23 protein-coding genes and 1 pseudogene are annotated in these 22,290 nt (G+C 59.2%); 11 read left to right on the top strand and 13 right to left on the bottom strand.

Going from position 1 to position 22,290, the window contains the following annotated elements:
* Positions 1 to 195: 195 nt before the first annotated feature.
* Positions 196 to 1,119 (bottom strand): LysR family transcriptional regulator, encoded by a 924-nt coding sequence (locus ACXX9E_RS15875; RefSeq protein WP_123463284.1) that lies wholly within the window; start codon positions 1,117 to 1,119, stop codon positions 196 to 198.
* Between the two features lie 208 nt (positions 1,120 to 1,327).
* Between ACXX9E_RS15875 and ACXX9E_RS15870 the strand changes: the two genes are divergently transcribed.
* Together ACXX9E_RS15870 and ACXX9E_RS15865 are read left to right on the top strand one after the other, a co-directional pair.
* A complete protein-coding gene (locus tag ACXX9E_RS15870) occupies positions 1,328 to 1,759 on the top strand; it encodes a helix-turn-helix domain-containing protein (RefSeq protein WP_123463286.1) in 432 nt (143 codons plus the stop codon).
* A 121-nt stretch (positions 1,760 to 1,880) separates the two neighbouring features.
* Positions 1,881 to 4,721 (top strand): ATP-binding protein, encoded by a 2,841-nt coding sequence (locus ACXX9E_RS15865; protein ID WP_458555682.1) that lies wholly within the window; start codon positions 1,881 to 1,883, stop codon positions 4,719 to 4,721.
* Here ACXX9E_RS15865 and ACXX9E_RS15860 read toward each other — a convergent pair.
* Positions 4,686 to 6,155, bottom strand: coding sequence for an ATP-binding protein (locus tag ACXX9E_RS15860; protein ID WP_458555681.1), 1,470 nt, complete (start codon positions 6,153 to 6,155; stop codon positions 4,686 to 4,688). The two genes, ACXX9E_RS15865 and ACXX9E_RS15860, sit on opposite strands and share 36 nt — an antisense overlap.
* A gap of 90 nt (positions 6,156 to 6,245) precedes the next feature.
* A complete protein-coding gene (locus tag ACXX9E_RS15855; protein ID WP_123463291.1) occupies positions 6,246 to 7,196 on the bottom strand; it encodes a GlxA family transcriptional regulator in 951 nt (316 codons plus the stop codon).
* Between the two features lie 224 nt (positions 7,197 to 7,420).
* Here ACXX9E_RS15855 and ACXX9E_RS15850 point away from each other — a divergent pair, with 224 nt between their 5' ends.
* Positions 7,421 to 8,143, top strand: coding sequence for a pirin family protein (locus tag ACXX9E_RS15850; RefSeq protein ID WP_123463293.1), 723 nt, complete (start codon positions 7,421 to 7,423; stop codon positions 8,141 to 8,143).
* Between the two features lie 48 nt (positions 8,144 to 8,191).
* On the opposite strand, the gene ACXX9E_RS15845 is transcribed toward ACXX9E_RS15850, so the two are convergent.
* Both ACXX9E_RS15845 and ACXX9E_RS15840 read right to left on the bottom strand, forming a co-directional pair.
* Positions 8,192 to 8,761 carry a hypothetical protein gene (locus ACXX9E_RS15845; RefSeq protein ID WP_225931069.1) on the bottom strand — a complete coding sequence of 190 codons (570 nt, stop codon included), beginning with the start codon at positions 8,759 to 8,761 and terminating at the stop codon, positions 8,192 to 8,194.
* Between the two features lie 184 nt (positions 8,762 to 8,945).
* Positions 8,946 to 9,821 carry a LysR family transcriptional regulator gene (locus ACXX9E_RS15840; protein WP_123463297.1) on the bottom strand — a complete coding sequence of 292 codons (876 nt, stop codon included), beginning with the start codon at positions 9,819 to 9,821 and terminating at the stop codon, positions 8,946 to 8,948.
* A 112-nt stretch (positions 9,822 to 9,933) separates the two neighbouring features.
* Between ACXX9E_RS15840 and ACXX9E_RS15835 the strand changes: the two genes are divergently transcribed.
* The 4 genes from ACXX9E_RS15835 to ACXX9E_RS15820 all read left to right on the top strand — a co-directional run bounded on the left by ACXX9E_RS15835 (position 9,934) and on the right by ACXX9E_RS15820 (position 13,814).
* On the top strand, positions 9,934 to 11,136 hold the full coding sequence (locus ACXX9E_RS15835) for a YbfB/YjiJ family MFS transporter (protein ID WP_458555680.1): 1,203 nt from the start codon (positions 9,934 to 9,936) through the stop codon (positions 11,134 to 11,136).
* 60 nt (positions 11,137 to 11,196) lie between these two features.
* Positions 11,197 to 12,195, top strand: a complete 999-nt coding sequence (locus ACXX9E_RS15830; RefSeq protein WP_458555679.1) for an NAD(P)H-quinone oxidoreductase — start codon at positions 11,197 to 11,199, stop codon at positions 12,193 to 12,195.
* A gap of 113 nt (positions 12,196 to 12,308) precedes the next feature.
* On the top strand, positions 12,309 to 13,253 hold the full coding sequence (locus ACXX9E_RS15825) for an alpha/beta hydrolase (protein ID WP_458555678.1): 945 nt from the start codon (positions 12,309 to 12,311) through the stop codon (positions 13,251 to 13,253).
* A gap of 147 nt (positions 13,254 to 13,400) precedes the next feature.
* Positions 13,401 to 13,814, top strand: coding sequence for a VOC family protein (locus ACXX9E_RS15820; RefSeq protein ID WP_186747794.1), 414 nt, complete (start codon positions 13,401 to 13,403; stop codon positions 13,812 to 13,814).
* Positions 13,815 to 13,871: 57 nt separating this feature from the next.
* On the opposite strand, the gene ACXX9E_RS15815 is transcribed toward ACXX9E_RS15820, so the two are convergent.
* Together ACXX9E_RS15815 and ACXX9E_RS15810 are read right to left on the bottom strand one after the other, a co-directional pair.
* Positions 13,872 to 14,201, bottom strand: a complete 330-nt coding sequence (locus ACXX9E_RS15815; protein ID WP_123463306.1) for a hypothetical protein — start codon at positions 14,199 to 14,201, stop codon at positions 13,872 to 13,874.
* 148 nt (positions 14,202 to 14,349) lie between these two features.
* Positions 14,350 to 17,496 (bottom strand): DEAD/DEAH box helicase, encoded by a 3,147-nt coding sequence (locus ACXX9E_RS15810; protein WP_458555677.1) that lies wholly within the window; start codon positions 17,494 to 17,496, stop codon positions 14,350 to 14,352.
* 288 nt (positions 17,497 to 17,784) lie between these two features.
* Between ACXX9E_RS15810 and ACXX9E_RS15805 the strand changes: the two genes are divergently transcribed.
* The gene (locus ACXX9E_RS15805) at positions 17,785 to 18,057 is read left to right on the top strand and encodes a hypothetical protein (protein ID WP_123463308.1); all 273 of its coding nucleotides are present in this window, start codon (positions 17,785 to 17,787) and stop codon (positions 18,055 to 18,057) included.
* 284 nt (positions 18,058 to 18,341) lie between these two features.
* Positions 18,342 to 18,611 (top strand): hypothetical protein, encoded by a 270-nt coding sequence (locus ACXX9E_RS15800; RefSeq protein WP_123463310.1) that lies wholly within the window; start codon positions 18,342 to 18,344, stop codon positions 18,609 to 18,611.
* A gap of 331 nt (positions 18,612 to 18,942) precedes the next feature.
* Here the strand turns inward: ACXX9E_RS15800 and ACXX9E_RS15795 are convergent, their stop codons facing one another.
* The 3 genes and pseudogenes from ACXX9E_RS15795 to ACXX9E_RS15785 form a co-directional block, all read right to left on the bottom strand.
* Positions 18,943 to 19,335: a hypothetical protein gene (locus tag ACXX9E_RS15795; protein WP_422495897.1), complete on the bottom strand. Its 393-nt coding sequence runs from the start codon at positions 19,333 to 19,335 to the stop codon at positions 18,943 to 18,945.
* A gap of 44 nt (positions 19,336 to 19,379) precedes the next feature.
* Positions 19,380 to 19,454 (bottom strand): annotated as a pseudogene (locus ACXX9E_RS15790) (DUF2280 domain-containing protein); the annotation flags it as partial.
* Between the two features lie 32 nt (positions 19,455 to 19,486).
* The gene (locus ACXX9E_RS15785; RefSeq protein ID WP_458555676.1) at positions 19,487 to 20,101 is read right to left on the bottom strand and encodes a putative metallopeptidase; all 615 of its coding nucleotides are present in this window, start codon (positions 20,099 to 20,101) and stop codon (positions 19,487 to 19,489) included.
* A 76-nt stretch (positions 20,102 to 20,177) separates the two neighbouring features.
* On the opposite strand from ACXX9E_RS15785, the gene ACXX9E_RS15780 reads away from it, so the two are divergent.
* Positions 20,178 to 20,612, top strand: a complete 435-nt coding sequence (locus tag ACXX9E_RS15780; protein WP_458555675.1) for a hypothetical protein — start codon at positions 20,178 to 20,180, stop codon at positions 20,610 to 20,612.
* Here ACXX9E_RS15780 and ACXX9E_RS15775 read toward each other — a convergent pair.
* A complete protein-coding gene (locus tag ACXX9E_RS15775) occupies positions 20,602 to 20,862 on the bottom strand; it encodes a hypothetical protein (RefSeq protein ID WP_259741303.1) in 261 nt (86 codons plus the stop codon). The two genes, ACXX9E_RS15780 and ACXX9E_RS15775, sit on opposite strands and share 11 nt — an antisense overlap.
* Before the next feature lie 57 nt (positions 20,863 to 20,919).
* Between ACXX9E_RS15775 and ACXX9E_RS15770 the strand changes: the two genes are divergently transcribed.
* Positions 20,920 to 21,321 (top strand): hypothetical protein, encoded by a 402-nt coding sequence (locus ACXX9E_RS15770; RefSeq protein WP_123463317.1) that lies wholly within the window; start codon positions 20,920 to 20,922, stop codon positions 21,319 to 21,321.
* A gap of 73 nt (positions 21,322 to 21,394) precedes the next feature.
* Here ACXX9E_RS15770 and ACXX9E_RS15765 read toward each other — a convergent pair whose 3' ends face one another.
* Positions 21,395 to 21,745, bottom strand: coding sequence for a hypothetical protein (locus ACXX9E_RS15765; RefSeq protein WP_458555674.1), 351 nt, complete (start codon positions 21,743 to 21,745; stop codon positions 21,395 to 21,397).
* Complete coding sequence (locus tag ACXX9E_RS15760) at positions 21,742 to 22,080, bottom strand: MFS transporter (RefSeq protein WP_458555673.1); 339 nt, start codon at positions 22,078 to 22,080, stop codon at positions 21,742 to 21,744. Before ACXX9E_RS15760 ends, ACXX9E_RS15765 begins: the two co-directional genes overlap by 4 nt.
* Positions 22,081 to 22,290 lie beyond the last annotated feature (210 nt).

Here is a 22,290-nt window from a genome sequence, read left to right as displayed (position 1 = left end):
TGGTCGGGGGGAAATTGGATAGGTGTGCTCTCTTCTGCGATCAACCTGGTTGCCGAGAACGCCGAAGAACTCTATGGGCGCTGGCTTACCAGCGATAGCGGAGTGTCATTCAACAGAAATATCGACTGACCTGACGCCTTCGCGGGCAGGCTCACTCCCACAGGGGCTGTGTGGCAGTGAGATCTGCGCGGGGATTTAAATCGCTGGAATGTTCAACGGCGCGGCCATGAACTGGCTGATCCGCGAGCGCAACCAACGCTCTGCCGGATCGTTGTCATGCACCCCGCTCCAGGCCATCGACAATTGCGCGGCATCAATCGGGAACGGTGGGTCTTCAGCGCGCAAGGCACAGCCCTCAACCAACGCACACGCCGCGTAATCCGGCACGGTGGCGATCATTTCGGTGCCGGCGAGCAACGCCCGCAAGCCGCTGAATTGCGGCACGCCAAGGACCACCCGGCGGGTGCGGCCGAGCTTGGCAAGATCCAGATCGATATTGCCGCTCAGGTCGCCGGAAAACGACACCATCGCATGCGGCCGCTCGCAGTATTCGTCCAGCGTCAGTGGCCCGGGCCGGTTATCGCCACGCAGCACCTTGCAGGGAATGTCGCGCAGCTTTTTGCGTTTGGCGTTGGCCGGCAGATCGGTGGTGTAACTGACGCCAACGGAAATTTCCCCGGAGGCCAGTAACGCCGGCATCAACAGGTAATTGGCACGGCGCACCACCACGACGATGCCCGGTGCCTCTTCCTGCAACTGGCGCAGCAAGGGCGGAAACAGACCGAACTCGGCGTCGTCCGACAGGCCGATGCGAAACACCTCGCAACTGCTCGCCGGGTCGAACTCCTTGGCCCGGCTGACCGCGCCGGAGATCACGTCCATCGCCGGTTGCAACTCCTTGAGAATCGCCAGTGCGCGGGCGGTCGGCTCCATTGCGCGGCCGTTGCGCAACAGCAACGGATCATCGAACAGATCGCGCAAGCGGCCCAGCGCCGCGCTCACGGCGGGCTGGCCCATGAACAGTTTTTCGGCGACGCGGGTCAGGTTCTTTTCGAACATCAACGCTTCGAAAATCACCAATAGGTTCATGTCGACGCGGCGCAGATCATTACGGTTCATGGGCGCTTTCCTTCTATGGCCAATCAGACGCAAGTGCAGCGCACTTTACGCGATCAACGGTGGTTTGAGCCCGAAGTTGTTCAGCAAATTAACAACGATTAACTCGTCAGTCCCAAGGCTCGGCCCAACAATGAATGCCTCTGCGCAGCGTTGTTTTTTGACTTGAGGGAACGCCGTCGTGCCTTCCCCACCGACACGGACATTGGCCATGGCTCACTCGCAACCCACCGTCGCCCTCGCCCCTGCCAGTCAATCGCGCAAAAGCGGGATTGGCGGACTCAGCCCGCAACGTGAACGACACGTCAAACAACTGATTCTCGAGCGTCTGGGCGAAAGCCTGGAAGTCGCCGAACTGGCCCGTGCCTGTGCGCTGTCGCGCAGCCACTTCTCCCGCGCCTTCAAATGCAGCACGGGGTTTTCGCCACAAGACTGGATCCGTAGCCAGCGCCTGGCCCGGGCCAAGCTGCTGATCCAGCACACCGACCTGAGCCTGACGCAAATCAGCCTGGAATGCGGCTTCTGTGACCAGGCACACTTCTGTCACATGTTCACCCGCAGCGAAGGGATCAATCCGTTTGCCTGGCGCTGTCAGGTCATGCGGGACGTGCAAAACAGCCGAACAAAACCCGGTCGATTTTGAGCGTTGCAACACCCACCGTTGCGCGATCGCTCAAACCTGAGGATTATGCCCGGACACCCCGGAATAGAAGCCTGTGCGCTGCTGTCCCGACCGTCCGCCGCAACCCCGCAGGAGTCAGCTGTTGAATCGTTCCCCGAATCAGGCCTTCGGTTTCGGCCCCTATCGGATTTATCCAGAACAACGGCTGGTGCTCGAGGGCGACCAGCCATTGCGGCTGGGGCGGCGGGCGATGGATATTCTGCTGATCCTGCTGGCCCAGGCCGGCGAGGTGGTCAGCAAGCAACAATTGATGGCCGGCGTCTGGCCGGACAACGTCGTCGAAGAGATCAATCTGCGCGTGCACATGGCGGCCTTGCGCAAGGCACTCGGTGACGGCCAGAACGGGCAGCGCTATATCGTCACCGTGGCGCACCGCGGCTACAGTTTTGTCGCGCCGATCCTGCTCGAACCCATTCGGCAACGCCCTGCCGGCGACGCCGTCGGCCGCCACAACTTGCCGCTACGGCGCACACGCATGATCGGCCGCCAGACGCTGGTCGACAGCTTGATGACGCAGTTGCCGCGCCAGCGTTGCATCACCCTCGTCGGCCCCGGCGGGATCGGCAAGACCACTGTGGCCCTGCGGGTGGCCGAGCAGTTGATCGGGCGCTATCGCGACGGTATCCGCTTGCTCGATCTGGCGCCGTTGAGCGACCCGCGCATGATCTATTCGCACCTCGCCGCCCTGCTCGACATCCTGCTGCAAGACAGCGAACCGCTGACCAGCCTGATCAACGGCTTGCGCGAACGGCAGATGTTGCTGGTGATCGATAACTGCGAACACTTGATCGACGCCGTGGCCCAGCTCAGCGAAAGCCTTTTGCGCGGCGCACCGCAGGTGCACATCCTGGCCACCAGCCGCGAGAGCCTGCGGGCCGAGGGCGAATATGTGCAGCGCCTGGAGACCCTCGATTGTCCGCCGCTGTCGGCCGTGACGGATCATGCGCAAGCGCTGGCTTTTGCCGCGCTGCAATTGTTCGCCGAGCGCGCCATGGCTGCCCATGAACACTTTGAACTCAATGATGCCAACCTGGCGCAGGCCATCGAAATCTGCCAGCGGCTAGATGGCATTCCACTGGCGCTGGAGCTGGCCGCCGCGCAAATCGACGGCACGGACCTGAAGGGCTTGCTGAGTCAGCTACATGGGCGGTTACCGCCTCTGCTGCCGGGTCATCCGGAACGCCATGTAACGCTCCGTGCCACCCTGGACTGGAGTTTCAATCTGCTCAGCCAGTGCGAGCAGACCTGCCTGCGCCGGTTGAGCGTATTTTGCGGCGGCTTCACCCTGGAATCCGCTGCAGCGGTGATTGGCGGTCAACACATTTTGCCCGGTGAGGTATTTGGCTCGATTACGCAACTGGTGGCCAAATCACTGCTCAATGTCGAAGTCGGCGATGAAGAGGTGTTCTACCGCCTGCTCGATACGACCCGACGCTATGCCCTGGAAAAACTCGATCACGTCGCCGAACTCGACGAAACCCGCCAGCGTCACGCCGAACGGTGTCTGGTGTTGATGCAACAGGCGCAGAGCGCGTGGGAACACACCCCGACGCTGGTGTGGATCGAACGCTATGCCCGGGGTCTGGAAGATTTGCGCGCGGCGCTGGACTGGAGCCTGAACGGAGCCGGCCCGACACTTCTGGCAATTGAACTGGCGGCGATCTCCGCACCGATATGGCAGGAATTGTCGTTGCTCAAGGAGTACGGCGGCTACGTGCGTCAGGCCCTGGCGTTGCTGGAACAGGCCGACAAGCCCTGCCCGCGCCTGCAGATCGCCCTGAAACTGGCGCTCGGCAGCGCCTGTTATCACACCTGGGGCGGCACCCCGGAAACCATCGAGGCCTTTGCAAGCGCCCACGCACTGGCGCAGCAACACGGCGATGTCGCCGGACAACTGCGCGCCGTATCCGGGCACATGGCAGTCAACCTCAGTTGCGGGCAGTACCGGGCGGCTCTGGCGCAAAGCGAACAGTTCGATCGTCTGGGCCCGCACGGTGACCCTCTGTTGTCACTGAGTGCGCACCGATTGCGTGTGCTGGCGTTGCATTACGCCGGCGATCAGCCGCAAGCACGCATCCATGCCGAACAGGTGATCCAGAGCATGACGCAAAGCGGTCACCTCAATCGGTTTACCCACGGTTTTGGTGTGCAATACGATCAAAGCGTCGCCTCGCTGACAGTGCTCGCGCGGGTCCTGTGGATGCAGGGCTTCCCCGTGCAGGCCTGGCACACGGCGCGGCAGGCCCTGAACATCGCCGTACAAATCGATCACGGCACTTCGATTTGCTACACCCTGGCGCTGGCCAGTTGCCTGATCGCCCATTACAACGGCGACCGGCAGAACGCGCAGGCGCTGTTGCAGATGTTGCTTGAACAGTCACAGAAACATTCGGTGCTGTTGTTTCATACCTGGGCACGGCACTACGCGCAGGTGATCGAACCGGACAGCGCGACGCCACTGCCGGCGGATGACAGCGGCTTGATCAAGGAAATCATGGTGACGCTGGACGGCCGGTTCGTCGACGACGCGCTGCTGGAACGGGCCCGCAGCGGTGATGCCGGATGGAGCACGGCGGAGATCTTGCGGGTACGGGCGCAGCGGTTGCTTGACGAGCAGTGCTGTCCGGTCGACCACCCTGGCGAGCCTGCTCGCGCAGGCGTACAGGCAAACACCGACAATACCGCCGAAGCAGAAAAAATCCTGCACCAGGCCCTGTCCGTCGCCCGGGCCCAAGGCGCCCTGGCCTGGGAATTGCGCAGCGCCACCTCGCTGGCGCAGTTATGGCAGCGTCAGAACCGCTGCCACGACGCGCTGGGTCTGCTGAATCCGGTCTACCAACGCTTCACGGAAGGCTATGCGACGCCGGACTTGCGCAAGGTCCGCCTGCTACTCAACGAGTTGCGCGGCCAGTTGTGCGCTTGATTCTTTGCGCATACGCCTGATGTACCGCGTGTGTCGCCGCTCGACGTCGAGCCTTTCACCACTGCCTTCAAGCTGCTCACGGGCGTATCGCCGCGTGGTGTTGAGCATTCGATAACGCAGCGCACCGTTGCTCCGCTCCACCATCAGCAGCGACTTGCGGACCAACCCTTCGATAACGGTGATCAGCATGGAGCTGCTCAACGCCGGGCGCATGATTACCGCCAGCGCGGCCTCCAGGGTGAATGCGATCTTGAACACCGATAACTGCTGCAGCACCCGTTGCTCCTGCTCGCTCAAGCGTTGGTAGCTCCAGTCGAGCGCGGCCGCCATCGACTGGTGGCGCGCCACCGCCGTGCGTCTGCCGAGGCTGAGCAGTTGCAGCCCGTTATCGACTTGCGCCTGCAAGCCCACCAGCGCCAGCGCGTCGATCTGCGCCGCGGCCAACTCGATGGCCAACGGCAAGCCGTCGAGCTGGAGACAGATCTCGCGCACGGTTTTCAAATCCTGCTCGCGCAACCGGAAATCATGCTGGCGAACCCGCGCCCGACTGACGAGTAATTGCACCGCCGAGTACCCCATGAACTGGTCCGCCGTTTCGCCTGCCGCACGCTTGGGAATGGCCAGCGGCGGGATGTGCTGGACGGTTTCCAGAACGACTTGCAAGGGTTCGCGACTGGTCACGAGAATCGACAGTTGCGGCGCGGCGTTCTGCAGGTTTTCCACCAGCCCGGCACAGGCTTCGCGCACGTGGTCGCAGTTATCCAGCACCAGCAGCGCATGGCGACGACAGAGCGTGGAAAAGTCGCAATCGAGGGTCTGCAACAGATAGGCAAGCAGCGCCGTATCAGTGTCGACCAAGGCCAGGTCAACCTGCCACACGCCATCGCGATAATGTTGCAGCAGCAGTTCGGCGACACGCAGCGCTACGGTGGATTTGCCGATCCCCGGTGCGCCGGTCACCGTCAGCAGCCGACACAGGGGCAGCTGTCGTACCAGACCGCCGACCAGCGAATCACGCCCGGTGACCGGGGTCAGCCGTGCGGGAAGATTGTGCTGGGGCGCTTGCAGGGTTTCGAAGACCACTTGCGTGACACTGTCGTAAAGCACCGGGGCAATAAAGCTGTAACCGCATTGCGGCACGTTGACGATGTAGCGCTGGCCGTTCTGACCATCACCCAGCGCCCGTCTCAGGGCGGCGATGTGCACGCGCAGATTGATCTCTTCGACGACCGAAGTCGGCCAGACCATGGCAATCAACTGTTCTTTTTTGACCACGCGCCCGGCGCGCTCGAGCAGCACCTGCAAAATGTCCATGGCGCGCCCGCCCATGCGCAACTGCCGATCACCTTCAAGGATCAGACGTTGCCGCAAATGAAACGCATACGGGCCGAAACGCAGCACCGACGCCGAGTTCGAATCGTTGTGATTGTCCATGCCAGTTATCTTGGCAGCGTCACGTGACGGCACAAGCACGATACGGGGCGCAACACGGACATCGGGGTGCCCCAGACGGACAGAACGGCTCTAGCTGAACTGTTCGCGGTACTGCGCCGGGGTCAGCCCGAGCCTTTCGGCGAATAGAAACCGCATGTGCCGCACACTGCCAAAACCGCTTTTGTAAGCTACGGTTTTCAGTGGCAGTTCACTGGTTTCCAGCAAGTTGCGCGCGCAATCAATGCGCGCACTTTGCAGAAACTCCATCGGTGTCATGTTGACGTCGCGGGCAAACAACCGGGCGAAATGCCTCGCGCTCATGTTGGCCAGCCCGGCCATGCGCTCGACCGTGAAGGCTTCATCAATGTGTTCAAGTACGTAATTCTGTACGCGGGTGATCGGCGTTTCATGCGGAGCGACCGCCGCCATCAATGGACTGAACTGGGCCTGGCCGCCCTGACGTTTCATCACCACCAGCAAGACTTTGGCCACGTCCTGGGCGAGCTTCTTGCCATGATCCCGGGCGACCACGGCCAGGGCCAGGTCAATCCCCGCCGTAACGCCGCCCGAGGTAATCAGATTGCGGTCTTCGACGTAGATCTGATCGGTCGTCACGTCAGCCTTGGGGAAACCTTTGACCAGACGCTCGACGTAGTTCCAGTGAGTGGTCACGCGATAGCCGTCAAGCAATCCGGCATGTCCCAGCACAAAGGCGCCGGTACAGATGGAGCCGTAGCGTTCGGCGCGCTGCACCGCTCCCGGTAGCCAGGCAAACAAAGCCGGAAACCTCTGGTTGTAAGCACCCGGGCCGCCCGGTACCAGCAGCAAGTCGTAGTGTTGGGCGGCATCCGCGATAGTTCGGTCAGCGTGCACCAGCACGCCATTGGACGCGCGTAACGGCCCGTGTTCGGTCCCCAGGGTGGTCAACTGGTAGTGGGATTGTGGTTGCAGATAACGATTGGCCACTGAAAACACTTCCAGCGGCCCGGCCATGTCGAGCAGAAGAAAGTCGGGGAACAGCACCATTGCCACGGTTTTCATGGGGATGACATCACAAGAATCGAAGAGAAATAAATGCCTGGGTCAGGCTGTGCATTATGGCCAAATACATGACAGCCGTTGGAAAAGAATATGGCGCCTGCGTCACAAAAACTGTCAACTTGAAAAGGACAGTCTTACAATTTTCAGCTACTTATTGATCAACAGAATAACCATTAACCTTCTTCTCACTCGGACGAATTCACGTCCTGACAGGAGATTTCATCATGCTGACCCTTCGCAAAGCCTCCGATCGTGGCCTCGCCAATCATGGCTGGTTGAAGTCGTTCCACACCTTTTCCTTCGCCAGCTACCGCAACCCGCGTGAACAGGGGTTCTCTGACCTGCTGGTGATCAATGATGACCGCGTCGCTGCCGGCAAAGGTTTTGGCCAGCACCCGCATCGCGACATGGAAATTTTTTCCTACGTGCTTGAGGGTGCGCTGGAACACAAAGATACCTTGGGCACCGGTTCCGTGATCCGCCCCGGCGATGTGCAATTGATGAGCGCGGGTAACGGCGTTGCCCACAGCGAGTACAACCATTCAGCCACCAAGCCCGTGCACTTCTTGCAGATCTGGATCGTGCCGGACGTGGCTGGCGCCAAACCGCGCTATCAGCAGGAGCACTTCGCTGCACAGAAAAAACGCGGTCGCCTGCAATTGATCATTTCGCCGGACGGCAGTGATGGCTCGTTGAAAGTGCGTCAGGATGCAAGGGTCTTCGCCGGGCTGTTCGATGGCAAGGAAAGCGCCACTCTGCAATTGCCGGCCAATCGCTACGCTTACGTACATGTGGCGCGCGGCAGCGTTGAGCTCAACGGCCTGCAGTTGCAGGAAGGTGACGGCGTGCGGATTCGCGAAGAGCAGGCGTTGACCTTGAGCAACGGCGTGGATGCCGAAGTGCTGGTGTTTGACTTACGGCCGCAGGAGCTGCCGCAAATGCCATGAGGCGGTGCTTTGATGCCCATAAAAACGGCCTCCCGATGGAGGCCGTTTTTATGGCGGCGTCAGTGAGGGAAATGCCGAGGGTGTCGGTACGCTGATGTCCCTGCCCGCTTGAACGGCGGCCAGCGTTGTTTGCATCGCGACATACATATTGGCCTGATTCGCGTAATAGCCGCCGACGACGATGGCGACGATCCCGAGTAACTGGACCGCGGTGGCTGCCCAGACATTGGCCTTGACGGTCGATCCCTGCCTGGCAGCGTCCTCAACCCTCTTGGCAATTTCTCGCATCTCCTGCGAAATCATGTCGTAACGCTTGTCTCGCTCGGTTTGTGTTTTTTCTCGCTCGGTTTGCGTGTGGTCTCGCTCAGCCTGTACCTGATCACGCGTGTTGTCTCGCTCGGCTTGTACCTGATCACGCCTCTTGTCCCGTTCGGCCTGAACCGCCAGAAACTCTCGAAAGTCTGCCCGTATCCCCTCGACCCGAGCATCCATCCTTGTTTCGATGGTCTCGATCCTGGCGTTGAACTCGTCACGGCTTACGGCATTCATGGCTTGAGCGTTCTGACCTTTGCTGGATGGATCACTGACTGGATATTGACTGAATTCCCTGGCTTTCAATTCGACACCTTTTTGGGGTTACCGAGAACCTTCCCTGGCCCATTGCCTCAGTGCGAGCCCGACGTCTCTCACCGAACTGCGGAAACAATAGAACTCCTTCCCACAGCCTACAAGCCGGCACATTCTGACTCGACCGTAGGCCGTTTCGTCAGGTGATGTAGCCGGGGCAATACCGCCACTGCAGCTACTCATTCTCCAACGCAAACACATCGACAATCTGCTCGATCACCGCCCGCACCCGCGCGGTGTGGCGCAAATCCGCATGGGTCACCAGCCAGACTTCATACGGCAGTGGTCGCGTGCGCTCCGGCCATAACCTGACAAGACCGTCGCGCTCGCCCATGTAGACGGGCATTTCGCCTATCCCCAGGCCGGCGGCAATTGATCGGCGCACCAACAGGCTGGAACTCAGGCTGGCAACGATGCGCCCGCGATGCAGCGGCTCGGAGACCAGCGTCATGTCCTTGTTGCCTTGCAGATACGGGTGGTAGACCACCAGATCATGTCCCTCGAACGCCGAGCCCTGCCGAGGAACCCCGTTGGCGTCGATATACGCCTGTGAAGCGAACAGGCCCACCGGCCATCGAGCGATTCGTCGGGCAATCAGGTCGGGGTTGTCAGGCCGCGTATTGCGCACTGCGATATCGGCTTCGCGCTTCGCCAGGCTGAGAATCTGCGTCGAGGCGTCCAGTTGCACGCGCACATCCGGATGCCGTTCGTGCAGTCGGGCAATGGCCGGAATGAGGAAGTCGATGGCCAGCGAATCCGTGGTGCTGACGCGCACGTTGCCGGTCAGACGATCGTCCAGGCCCTGGATTCGGCGCTCCAGTTCAAGCGCCGAATGCTCCATTTTTTCCACACTTTTGAGTGCCGCCTCACCGACTGCCGTCAAGGCATAACCGTCCGGGGTGCGCAGGAACAATGTCGCACTCAGGGACTTCTCCAGGGCGGTGATGCGCCGCCCCACTGTTGCCTGATCCACGCCCAGGACGCGTGCGGCGCCGCGCAACGTCGATTCGCGGCAAACAGCCAGAAACACCCGTGCGTCATCCCAATTCATAGCTGTCTCCTTGCGATGCATATTTGCATCATTGCGCCGCCAAATCGCTGCGTTAACGCAGCAACGATAGCCGATATGCTGAGCGCCATACACCTTCCTCGGAATCGCTATCATGCGTACATCATCACCCACCGGTTTCTGGCTGCCGATCTTCGCCGGACTCTGTGCCAGCCTCGTCGGCATTGGCCTGGCACGCTTTGCTTACACACCGCTGATACCCGAGCTGATTCAGGCCCGCTGGTTTTCCGCCAACGACGTGGTGTATCTCGGCGCAGCCAATCTGGTCGGCTACCTGGTGGGCGCCCTGCTCGGCCGGCCGCTGGCGCGGCATGTGGGCAACACATCCGCGCTGCGGTTTATGATGCTGGCCGTGACTGCGGCGTTTTTTGCCTGTGCGTTTCCGCTGTCCGTGAGCTGGTTCTTTGGCTGGCGGCTGCTGTCGGGCATTGCCGGGGGCGCGATCATGGTGCTGGTCGCCGCCACGGTGTTGCCGCATGTGCCGGCGTCACGCAAGGGACTGGCCAGCGGCGCGATCTTTCTCGGTATCGGGCTGGGCATTGCCGGCTCCGGCACCCTTGTACCGCCGCTGTTGAGCCTGGGTTTGCAGGACACCTGGCTGGGGCTGGGTGCGTTGGCGCTGATGCTGACGGCGCTGAGCTGGTTCGGCTGGCCTGACGATCCTGTGCACGCGCCTGCTTCACACGCCGTTGTCGAGCCTGAGTCGACACCTCCCGCCGTTTACGTCTTGTTCGCGCAATATGCATTCATGGCCGCAGGCCTGGTTCCGGCGATGGTCTTTCTGGTTGATTACGTGGCGCGTGGGCTCGGCGCCGGAGCGCATGTCGGTGCGCTGGTGTGGGTGATGTATGGCCTGGGCGCGATTGTCGGGCCGGTGAGTTACGGCTTTCTCGCCGACCGGTTTGGCGCGCGCGCGAGTATTCGAGCGGTGCTGGTGGTGCAAGCGATTGCCCTTGGATTGCTGGCGGTTACCCAGTCCTTCCTGGGGTTGGCGTTGTTGGCGGTGATCATCGGCTCATTCCCGCCAGGCATCGTGCCACTGGCGCTGGCGCGGGTGCATGAACTGGTGCCGGAACATCACCGCCAGCAGGTCGCCTGGAGTCGCGCCACGGTCTCGTTTGCCACCTTTCAGGCGCTGGCCGGTTTTGCCTATTCGGCGCTGTTCAATGCCACCGGTGGTCAACACGCATTGCTGTTCCTGATCGCTGGCGGCGCGATTGTCGTCGCGATATTGCTGGAGTTCGCGACCCATATCGGGCGCCGCACACACCCGCTGGCACACGTCTGCTGCGACTGACGGGAATCTTTGCGGCCCTGGCGCCTCCCATCTACACACCCTTTGCGAAGAGGTCTCACCATGTCTTCACCCAATGAAATGACGCGCATCGAAATCACCGAACCCGGTGGTCCCGACGTGCTGCAACCCAAACGTGTACCGTTACCGGTGGCCGCCGAGGGCGAGGTGCTGATCCGCGTGCATGCCGCCGGCATCAATCGTCCGGACGCCCTGCAGCGTGCCGGCAAATATCCGATGCGACCGGGCATGAACCCGATCCCCGGCCTGGAAGTGGCCGGTGAAGTGGTCGCACTCGGTGCCGGCGTGACCGCGTTCGCCGTGGGCGACCGAGTCTGCGCGCTGACCAATGGTGGCGGTTACGCCGAATACTGCACGGTTGCGGCCGGCCAGACGCTACCCATCCCCGACGGACTCGACTGGGTCCAGGCCGCCGCGATCCCGGAAACCTTCTTTACTGTGTGGGCCAACCTGTTTGGCCTCGGCGGCGCAAGCCGTGGGCAACGCGCGCTGATTCACGGGGGCACCAGCGGCATCGGCACCACCGCATTGATGCTGTGCCGCGAATTCGGCATCGAAGCCTTCGCCACCGCCGGCAGCCCAGACAAATGCGCAGCGATCCGCGAGCTCGGCGGCCAGCCGATCAACTACCGCGAAGAGCATTTCGCCACGGTCATTGCCGAGAAAACCGCTGGTCAGGGGGTGAATGTCATTCTGGATATCATGGGCGGCTCGTACCTCAACGATAATGTCAGCGCGCTGGCGATGGACGGCCACTTGGTGATGCTCGGTTTCCTCGGCGGCGCCCGGGCCAATGACGTCGATCTACTGGCGATCCTCGGCAAACGCGCGGTGGTTACCGGCTCGCTGTTGCGCCCGCGGACCTCGGCGGAAAAAGCCGCGATTGCCGCGCAACTGCGTGAACACGTATGGCCGGCGTTGTCTGCCGGGCGCTGCCTGCCGATCATCGACAAGGTCTATTGGCTGAACGAAGCGGCTCAGGCCCATGCACACATGGAAGCCGGCGACCATATCGGCAAAATCGTCCTGCGGGTGACCTGAGCCGTCGCAGAATTTTGTAATCGTTGCCCGTGGACAGTGGTCGAAAAATATCCCGCACGGGCCGAGGCATCTGGTAAAAAGCGTTCTTTGTCTGCACCCGGGTGAAACGTTTAATGTGGCTCTCGTTAATGACTCGTCTGCGTCGCCGCCGTTTGGCGTTCGCCTGCATGGCCGCGTTGGTTATCGGCGTGCCGACGAGTTGTGCCGTACTGGAACATACCGAGCGCAAACTGCTGTTTCGCATAGAACCGGGCACCGCTGGCTGGTATCACGGGTTACCCGATAGCGTGCAGGAGCTGGACCTGCAACCCAAGCGCTTCAAGGCCGGGCAGAACATCCATGCCTGGTGGTGGCCGGCGGAAAAAGCCAATGCGCCGGCCATTCTCTATTTGCACGGCGTACGCTGGAACCTGACGGGCCAACTGTTTCGCATCGAGCAATTGCGCGCAGCAGGCTATTCGGTGCTGGCCATCGACTACCGTGGCTTCGGCCAGAGCAAGGGCGACCTCCCATCGGAAACCAGCGTTTACGAAGATGCACGCGTGGCGTGGGAGCGCTTCAAACTGTTGCAACCGGATCCGGAGAAACGCCTGATCTACGGCCACTCCCTGGGTGGCGCCGTGGCCATCGACCTGGCGGCCGAACTTGGCCAGGACGCCGCGCGTCATCAAACGCCCCTGCCAGTGCGCGGACTGGTGATCGAATCCACCTTCACCTCGCTGGCAGATGTCGCAGCCGCCGTGGCCAACACCTCGTTGCCCGTGCGCTGGCTGCTGTCGCAGAAGTTCGACTCCATCGACAAGATCGCCGACATTCATATGCCGCTGCTGGTGGTGCATGGCCTGGCCGACGCGTTCGTGCCGTCGCGCTTCAGTGAGCAACTCTTCAACGCCGCGCAACAACCGAAACGGCTGTTGCTGGTACCGGGAGCCACGCATAACAACAGCATGGCGTTGGGTGGGCAAAATTATCGCAAGGCCATCAATGCGCTGATGCAGTCCCGGCCTTTACCGCGTGTGGCAGGCCCGGCGCTGGTGAAAGGCTCCCGCGACTCCTGACCTGCCATCAGTCGCTTGAATCAAAAAAATTGCAGCATCGGCTGGCAATTCAGCGCTCCAGGGCTTTGCTGGATGGAGTCACTCCATGGCGCTAGCTTCGGCACACCCCGGCCGCGCTTCGCCCTACTGCCTATTCGGGAGCCCATCATGAGAATCAACCCGTACCTGATCTTCAACGGCGACTGCCGCGCCGCCTTCACGTTCTACGAACAAGCCTTGCAAGGAAAACTCGAGGCAATGATGACCTTCGGCGAAACTCCTGCCGCCGAGCATGTCCCCAAAGAACACCACCACCTGATCATCCATACGTGCCTGAAGGTTGGCGACCAGATGATCATGGCCTCCGACACCACACCCGATCGCCCGACCCAGGGCATGAGTGGTTGCTCGATCTCGCTGAACGTCGACAGCATTGCCGAGGCCGAACGCGTGTTCAACGCACTGGCCAGCGATGGTCGCGTCGACATGCCGCTGGAAGCCACCTTCTGGGCTGTGCGCTTTGGCATGTTGGTCGATCGCTTTGGTGTGCCGTGGATGGTCAATTGCGAAAGCGAAAAATAACGCCCACGGTCCGTCAGGCATAAAAAAGCCCAACCGGTTCAGGTTGGGCTTTCGGTTTTAGCGCTGCGCCAATTCATGCCGCACGCATTGTTCGTAATAGGTCTGTTTGACCGCCGCAGGCTTGAGCTTCGAAGTGCTGTTGTACGTCTGCTCGGTAATCCCCATCGCGGTCATGCGCATCCACGGTTGCTGGAATTTGCGCACCTGCAGTTGCTTGCGCGCGCCATACAACGAAATACCTGACAACTTGGACTGCTGCGCTCCTGCGGCAATTTCAGAACCCCAGGTGCAGGCGAAACGGTGACTCTTGCTTAATTCCTTCGCCTGGACTCCCGAGGCGAGGACAGCCAGGGAAAGCGTTGCAACGGTTATGACAATCGTCCGCATATAGCCAACCTAACCTTTTGAAAAAAGGCGAGTTTGACGAGAGCCGAGCAACTCGGGGGCCAGCAAATTGCCGCCTCGCTGACGACTGTCGCTCCGCAGCCCAAGGATCCCTGGAAGAGATCCTCGAAACTGCGCGTCTGCAAAAGCCTCAGGACAGCTGCGCTTCCCGCGTCTGTACGCTGGCCTTAGCACTGGCCAGCAGCTGACGGGCGACGTCAAAATAGGGTCGATCGCCCCAAAGTGCCTGATCCCCCACGATGTACAGGTGTTTTTTGGCCCGCGTCACAGCGACGTTCAGCAAGTTCGGACTTGAAGCAGCCCAGTCAATCGCCCCCAAGCGACTGGAATCGCAGCCCAGCACAAAGAACACGATATCGGCTTCCTTGCCCTGGAACGTGTGCACCGTGCCAATACAGGTACTGACCCACGAAACGAGATTGGTCGGGACCTGGACATCCGCCGGCAATGCCGCCCTCCATACCTGCTTATCCTGCAGCAGACTGACCAGGCCGGCCTTGACCTCGCGGAACGGGGTGATAATGAACACCGGCGGCAGTTCGGTTGCGCCTTCACTGGTAACGGATAAGTACAGTGTGATCAACTCAGCCAGCAACCGTTGCCCCTGAGCCTGGATGTACTTGGTGCCGTCCTGCGATTCGCCGCTTACATTCCACCAGGCGCTGACCCCCAGTATCGGGTGGGCGGTAATGGTCGAGTCCTTGGCATGTTGCATACGCTTGGCGTAGGCAATGCGGTTGGAGATCTCGAACATGGGATTGTCACACCGGCGATGCATGACCAGTGGAATGCCAATGTACTTCTCGGGATCCAGCGGGTGCGTGACGCCCTGCCCGTAGCCTCGATCAGCAAAGGTTTGTACCGAATGACTGTCAATGGCGTAGCGTGAGCGCGAATCGCCGAGCCAGAATGTCCCCAGTTGCTCCAGCAGCCGGGTGGACTGCGTCACAACCGGTTCAATCTGCAACGGGTCGCCGACCACCACCACGTGCCTGGCCCGCATGATTGCTCCCACGGCGGCTTGTGGCGGAGCCTGACCGGCTTCATCAATGATCAACCACCCGAGGTCTTCCGCACCCAGTCCGGCAAACTGTGCGCGAATCGAGGCGAACGTGCTCGACACCACGGGTGTCAGCATGAAGAACCATTGCCACAGGGCACGGCGAGCAGGCGTCAAAGGCTGGCGCTCGAGCATCGCGGTCAGCGCGAAAATCAGGCTAGGGCTCGCCACTTCCAGAAAAAATGCTTCGTGCAACGTCATCGCCGCAACAAACAAATCGCTGCGGGCTTCGTTGAACCGGCTGCCCTGCCAGAACGCATGAGTCTGGTTGGCCTTGCTGTCCAGCGGTGTGCCGTCCCACAGATGAACGTCACACTCCGCGATCAATCGGGGCAGGTCCAGCAACTCACGCTCGAACTCCCGTACTGAATCAAGTTTCGTGCAGGCGTCCAACCATTGTTTATAGAGCCCTTTGCGAAACCACTGTGCCAGCCAGCGAAAGAACGACGGCCCCAGCTTTCGCTCGATCGCCTGCTGCTGACTTTTCAGGCGTTCGATCTGACGCGCAACGCCTTCAATCAGTACAGTCAGATTCTGCGGGCACAGGTCCGGTGCCGACGGCCACGTCGCCTTGATGGCAGGAAACGCCTTTTGCAACCGCTCATACAATTCGGCAAGCACCAGCAAACGATCACGCTGCTTATCGTGTACCTCGCGCGCCTTGAGGTAGCTTGCCTTGGCACTTTTGAAATCCGCTCGGCCTTTACCGGAACGATAGCGCCAATAGGTCATCGCACCGACGTCATCCCAACTGGCAAAGTCAACCTTGTCCTTATTCAGAAACTGCTCGCCAGGCTTGTCCGCTGGCGTGGCGGCACGGTTGACAAAAATATCGCGGAATCGTCGACGATTGCTTTTCTTGCCCAGTGCCGCCGACACCAAACCCCAGACAGGTTCGGGCGTGACCCACGGTTTACTGTTTCGAGTACCCGCATAGCGGGTCGCCACTTCCTTGAAGTAACCCCAGTCGGCAAGCTTGGCACCATCGACGCCTTTGAGTTGCGGCAACTCCAAGGACAGGTTCTCCACCGCACCATTGTTCGTGGACGCGACCACCATTTCAAAACCGGTCAACGCTTCAGACAAGAGCGGAATCGAAAAACTCTTATTGCCGAACACCGCAGTCACGCACGTTTTACTGACACCATCTTCAGCCTTCTCCAATCGAGCCAAGGCATCCGCCCGCTCGACCACCAGATGTGCGATCAGGTCCCGTAGCAATGTCGTCTTGCCGGTGCCCGGTGGTCCATTGACTGCCAGTACTGCGCCCGTGGCCATTTCGCGCATGCTGTTCAGCGCAAACTGCTGCATCAACGATTGGATGTGCCTGCTTTGCGCTGGCCAGCGGCCGGTGATGCCTTTTTTCGGGTGCAGTGTCGCTTGAATCGTCTGCTGGCCAATCGCGGTATCCAGATCAGTTTTCTGCTGGTCGACCATCGACAGATAAGCCTGCAAGGCCCGTGGCGGCTGCTCACTTTTCAGCAAATGTTTTGCCTGAGCAAGATCATGCACATAGAAGCTGTTGAGGATCGCCAAATCATCGACTGACGCCACTTCCGGCGTACTCTCAGCGTCTGCCTCCGATGTTGAGGTTTCGGTTGGCGTATCGCCAGGCTTGGGTAGCGGCCAGATATCCAGATAAGCCAGCTCCGCCTCTGGCGAGGCGAAGCCAGCCCATTCAACCACGCGCTGGGCAACTTCCGTCACCCATTGCGCTCCCGGCAGCTCTCCTTTATGACGCGACCAGTCATCGGCAAGCGTACGTTTGAGCGTTCGCACACTGTCGTCAAAACTCACTGCACACAGGGCACCGATATCCTGCTTGCACAACCGGCCAAGAGCCCAGGGCAGCGCAGAAACACTGAGGCCTTCGAAGTCAGGTTTACCGTTCGGATCAAGCGTCAGCCTGGCGTAACACGTCAGACCGACCGGCGCCATTTCGCCGTCCCGTACACGATTTATTTCACTGGTCAGAGGGCCGTCGACGTATTCCTCTATCAGCCGCGTGGCGTGGGATACATCGAACGGCAGCAGGTAGAGAACGCGACGACGATCAAGGTACTGCTCCCACACGCCGTTTGCCAGGGACCGTTCACTGACCCGTTCGACGCTGCGTGAAGTCCTGGATTTTTCGAGGACCTTGTCCAAGTCATAGGCATTGAAAAACTCAACGCTGTGCCAAAAATCCAGCACGCGTTCGTGGTCGGCCATCGTCATGATGAATAAAAAATCCCTTACAAATTCCAACCTGAAGACACAGCGACCGCAGTTACCACACGAGGATAAAAGCAGGTCAGCCCGATAAGATGGCGAACAAGGTATCAGTAACCGTCCAGCACGCAAGTGCGGCGCCGCCGCTTTTCACACTCAGCGTTGCAGCATGAAGACTGTGTGTTCGAACCATGCCCCCCCACACCGCTCTTTAATGCCACTCGTCAGCCACGCTGCACCTTCACCAGAGATCCCCCATCAAACCAGTACATTCCTCGTGTTGGGAGCATCATCATGAACAAGACAATCGTAGCGCTCGGCTTGGCAGGTCTGCTTTCTACTTGCCCGCTACTGGCCTTCTCCGCAGACAAAAGTGCTGGATCAGCCGCCCCGCCTTCCGGTATTCCCGGTATCAACCAAGGTGGCTCTGAATCCAATACGGACAAGGCGGACAAGAAGGGAGAGGAGTCATCTGGCTCCAACTCAGGGGCGGAGAACCATGAAACAGAGAAAGATGCAGCGACTTCGAGTGATTCGCAGGACATCAAGAAAGCGCCTAAACCCTAACGTTGCGGGATCTGGCAGCTTGACGTGAACTGCAGCCTTCTCAGGCAAAAAAATAGCCCGGCCAAATGCGGGGATTTTTTGTTCGCCTCGAACTTGATCCTTCTTGGCGTCGATCTACACTCTCTCGCACCGGCAGTAGCTCGTAACGGTGTTTTCCTGGGCCTCGTCTCACAGATATAAGGCTCGTGGAAAACTTTAGGAATGGATTCCGGAAACCATCGAATAAACGGGGCGTACTCCGAAAAGCCAAATGAGTAGGAATTTTAAATAGGGAGATTTAATTCATGACAGCTCAAGAACATCTTGTAGGTGGATGGACCCCTTATCACAAACTGACACCAAAGGATCAGGAGGTCTTCAAAGCAGCTTTGGAGGGCTTCGTCGGTGTTAGCTACACGCCTGAAGAAGTTTCTACTCAGGTCGTAAATGGCACCAACTACCGTTACCAGACAAAAGCTACGCTCCCAGGCTCACAAGACAGCTGGCAGTCGATCGTAGAGATTTACGCGCCTATCACCGGTAAGCCTCACATCACTCACATCCAAAAAATCTAACACTGTAATAAACTTCGGGTCCTTACATTCATGGGGCCCGAAGTCTGAATTGCTCCCTCACGCCAACCCTCCTTTGCGTTAACGAATATCGTGTTGACTTCTCGACTCGATCTCCGTGATTCCCCTGCTCCGTGGTGGCGGGCGTCGATGGTTCACGCTGCGCGCAGCGTGCCGGACCGAAGCCTCCGCCCTTCTCCGCAAACACCGTGGTTGCGACTACTGCAAAGACGACATGGGGCGGTACGAACTGCCTTGCCGCCTCAATCACCCTGATATGTCGAGGCAGTTCAGAAAGCGCTGCGGCAGGAACAGCTGCAGGTGGCTGTATCAATCATTTCTGATCGGAAGATCTGCCAATCTCCTCACGCGTAGGCATTGTCCAGTCAGAGGCTCTTTTTTCGTAGATTGATGGTTCTGGCTTTGGAGTTTCGTAACAGAAGGCTAAAAAATAGATAGCCAGTGACAACGCCGCAACGCCTGCACGCCCAAGGGGATCCGCGTCTTTGGAGAGACGTCCGCCAGGTGCAACGTGGATCGTCGTCCCCCGAATGTATGCAAACACTGCCTGACCGAAAAACACCTGCAAAATAAGCACTGTCCAAAAACTCTTCCAGTCTCCTGCGAATCGAGCAAATGCGTTTATAAGCGAGGCCGTCGACATCAACAGCAGTAACAAAAGCTGATAGCGCCTCAAAAACTTCATAGTTCCGTTTTGCGAATTCAAAACGCTTTCTCCAATCAATGAACTTTTAACTTGGAGTAGACAGGTACCTGAGTCGGCGTATCAAAGCAGGCCAACGCCTGCACAATGAAGCGCTTCACCTCATCTTTCAGGGCTGCCATATGGGTTCATTCCGTCAAGGTCCTGTCAAGGATCAGGCCGACTTGAGCAGACAGGTTCCGCAGGCCCTCGATATGTTCAATTTCCCCACCTCAGCAGGATTGTTTGCAGCGTCCACCAGCTCGTGAACCGCCGGGCTTGGACCGTAGCGACGCACCACACCGACGAACTCTTCAACGTCGTGTCCGCGCATCTCAAGCTTGGGCAAACCGTCTTGGGTGAAAGCTGGCTGACCGTACTTATCCGTCGCCTGGGTGATGTGATACAGCTCGTGTTCAACCAAGGCGCAGAAGTCAGCGTCGGAACAGTCGGCGCAGTAGTCGGCAGCCAGAGTGATGATGAAGGCCAGCATGTCGCCGAACCAATCCATCATCTGCTGCTCCATTCGGGCCTTCTGCCAGCCGCCGGCGCGGAAGGCTACCTGCTCGGCCTGTCCGACGACTGTGCGCCCCTTTTTCGTGAAGGCAGCAGATGCCCACATCACCCGAATGTCCGCATCGTTCAGATGGGCGTGCTCTTCGTTGTGGATGCTGCCGGTGTCGGCGAGGATTTCGGCTTGGAGCCAGTCCCACACTTCCGGAGCAGGAATCAGCCGCATCCTGAAATCGGCCTGTTCAACTATTGAAGGTGGAGGATATGGCCTATCCATCATTCACCCTTACGCTTGAAATAGTGGCCCATAGCCGGTATTTGTGTGCGCCTCGAAAAGTAAGGACGCCCAACTAATGCGAATTCAACAAATCTCCCTCGCCGCCGCCGCTCTCGCCGCAGTCACCCTTTCTGGCTGCGTAACCGCTCCAACATGGACTAACAGAGGGCCGTCGACGATTGTCACAGCCAAAGGGATGATCTCTTGCTACGAAGACGCAAACATCATCGACGGAGAGCGGATGCAAGGCACCATCTGCGCCACTCCTGAATCCGGCTTCTTCGGCGGCGGCGAACCAGAGATCTACTTTGGGCCATGGAATCGGAAATTCATGAAGGAACCAGCAAGCACAACAACGGCAGGTGTGACACGAGACTATCAAGGGAAGAAGGTGTTTCTGCAGTGTGACCCGGTTCTTGCGCCTGGCACTAAGACTGAAACCGGGCGGGCGTGCAAAGTCACCGTCAACGGCCAGCTCCTAGTCACCGCCAATGTTGAATTCAAAAAATAGAACGTTCTGTGCCGCACTCACATGCGGCACACCTGCCTTCCCCGCCATCGAGCAGCACATCAATCAGCTTCTGCTCACCCAGGCGCATTGCACCCAAGCATTGAAGGTCGTCGCACTTGGTGCCGAGCCCGAACACCGTAACTTCGCCTTTCAGCCCCATGAGGGTCAGCGCGCCTACAGTGCATTCCGGATGCACACCGGCATAGAAATCATCATGGCCTGCCCATAGTCCCCTTTGGGCTTGAAACAATGGCTTGTTGCCGGTATTAAGTCCGCGCAAATAACGGTGCAGAACTAAAGGTACGAAATGGAAAACCTGACAAAATTGCGAGTCGCGCTGACAATCGGAGCGCTTGTCGGGCTTCTGCCAATCACCCTCCTCTTCGCAGCTGGCATCGTGGCTTTGTTCATTCCACTCTTTTTCGTCATCCCAGAGCCCCCTCTAGTCCTACTGGGAGGTTTAGGCGCATTTATCATCTCGCTGCTTGGGATATGGTCAGCCTGGAAAATTTATGCCCTTGCGATGGCAGCCTCACCAAACGTGCGCAACCCTCGATCACTTGCATTGGCTGCTGTGGTAGCCATGATCTGGGGCATGTTTCTCGCCTACTACCTGCGCGGGCTTCCCGAACTCACGTGCATATTCCTAATGCCTGGAATAGTCTCAACAGCCATGCTCGCCGTTACGCTGAAAAGGCAAAGAGCCTGACGCAGGTGGCACACCGGCTAACGTCTTTCATTTGACGCGACACAATTTGCACTCTCGCGAAACGTGTCGCGACTTACTTGGATCGTCGCTCGATCCCACCCGGCGCCTTGTCACAGCGCAGGCAGTGCTCACAATTCAGCGTCCGGCAGAGCCAGGCCTTCACCCGCTGCCACCAGATGACCATGAAGATGTGGCGCATGCCGGCAAGTGCCAATGAGACGTGCAGCGTGATCCCGGCGATGGTCGTCGGGCCCATCATGAAAATGTTCTGCTCCCGGCTCATCACGACGAACCCACTGATGGCGACCGCCGAATAGATCAGCTTGCCGATGACACCGTCCCGCACTCGACCGCTCAGAACACACCAGGTCGCCCACAAGGCAATCAAGCCGCAGGCGATGGAGTTGATCAGCTCAAGACTCATCGTGGATTGCCTCCCCCGAACCGCTGACGAATGAGCGCCCAGAGGTCAGCGGATTTGATGACTCGGTTAATGGCTGCGAGCAGCGATCCGCCGAATGTGCCCTTTAGCAAACCGATAACCGCGACGATCTTCGGCTCGGTCACGCCTAAGTAGGTGCTGACCATGCTCGTCAGATACAGCGAGTAGGCAATGCCGGTGACCAGGAAGATCATCCAAGCACGCCAGTCGGCCAGATCGTCTTTGTGCCACCAGCTCGCGACGACAGCGCCGACCAGTCCTGCGATCAGCAATTCAAACCTGTCGATCTTGTCGAGCAGGCGCTGCAATAACTCCATGCGCTCGACTCCGTGGATGCATGATTGAAGAAAATGGCCAGCTTAAGCTTGGGCAGAAACCAATAAGAACAGCTCTGCTAAACACCGAAGCTGCAGACCATGAGAAAAATAATAAAGCTGCGCACATTTGCAGCACTATGAACCCACTTCTAAAGTAGGTTTGGCAGCCGTTGGCAAGCTGCGCCCAAATCCAGAAGGCAGGGAATGCTA

This window comes from Pseudomonas sp. GNP014, assembly GCF_054344005.1.
This window is presented reverse-complemented; position numbering and strand designations above follow the sequence as displayed.

Coding starts and splice junctions, on each gene's coding strand:
- ACXX9E_RS15875 (WP_123463284.1), bottom strand. CDS start 1,119: ATGAACCGTAATGATCTGCGCCGCGTCGACATGAACCTATTGGTGATT.
- ACXX9E_RS15870 (WP_123463286.1), top strand. CDS start 1,328: ATGGCTCACTCGCAACCCACCGTCGCCCTCGCCCCTGCCAGTCAATCG.
- ACXX9E_RS15860 (WP_458555681.1), bottom strand. CDS start 6,155: ATGGACAATCACAACGATTCGAACTCGGCGTCGGTGCTGCGTTTCGGC.
- ACXX9E_RS15855 (WP_123463291.1), bottom strand. CDS start 7,196: ATGAAAACCGTGGCAATGGTGCTGTTCCCCGACTTTCTTCTGCTCGAC.
- ACXX9E_RS15850 (WP_123463293.1), top strand. CDS start 7,421: ATGCTGACCCTTCGCAAAGCCTCCGATCGTGGCCTCGCCAATCATGGC.
- ACXX9E_RS15840 (WP_123463297.1), bottom strand. CDS start 9,821: ATGAATTGGGATGACGCACGGGTGTTTCTGGCTGTTTGCCGCGAATCG.
- ACXX9E_RS15835 (WP_458555680.1), top strand. CDS start 9,934: ATGCGTACATCATCACCCACCGGTTTCTGGCTGCCGATCTTCGCCGGA.
- ACXX9E_RS15830 (WP_458555679.1), top strand. CDS start 11,197: ATGTCTTCACCCAATGAAATGACGCGCATCGAAATCACCGAACCCGGT.
- ACXX9E_RS15825 (WP_458555678.1), top strand. CDS start 12,309: ATGTGGCTCTCGTTAATGACTCGTCTGCGTCGCCGCCGTTTGGCGTTC.
- ACXX9E_RS15820 (WP_186747794.1), top strand. CDS start 13,401: ATGAGAATCAACCCGTACCTGATCTTCAACGGCGACTGCCGCGCCGCC.
- ACXX9E_RS15815 (WP_123463306.1), bottom strand. CDS start 14,201: ATGCGGACGATTGTCATAACCGTTGCAACGCTTTCCCTGGCTGTCCTC.
- ACXX9E_RS15810 (WP_458555677.1), bottom strand. CDS start 17,496: ATGACGATGGCCGACCACGAACGCGTGCTGGATTTTTGGCACAGCGTT.
- ACXX9E_RS15805 (WP_123463308.1), top strand. CDS start 17,785: ATGAACAAGACAATCGTAGCGCTCGGCTTGGCAGGTCTGCTTTCTACT.
- ACXX9E_RS15800 (WP_123463310.1), top strand. CDS start 18,342: ATGACAGCTCAAGAACATCTTGTAGGTGGATGGACCCCTTATCACAAA.
- ACXX9E_RS15785 (WP_458555676.1), bottom strand. CDS start 20,101: ATGGATAGGCCATATCCTCCACCTTCAATAGTTGAACAGGCCGATTTC.
- ACXX9E_RS15780 (WP_458555675.1), top strand. CDS start 20,178: ATGCGAATTCAACAAATCTCCCTCGCCGCCGCCGCTCTCGCCGCAGTC.
- ACXX9E_RS15770 (WP_123463317.1), top strand. CDS start 20,920: ATGGAAAACCTGACAAAATTGCGAGTCGCGCTGACAATCGGAGCGCTT.
- ACXX9E_RS15765 (WP_458555674.1), bottom strand. CDS start 21,745: ATGAGTCTTGAGCTGATCAACTCCATCGCCTGCGGCTTGATTGCCTTG.
- ACXX9E_RS15760 (WP_458555673.1), bottom strand. CDS start 22,080: ATGGAGTTATTGCAGCGCCTGCTCGACAAGATCGACAGGTTTGAATTG.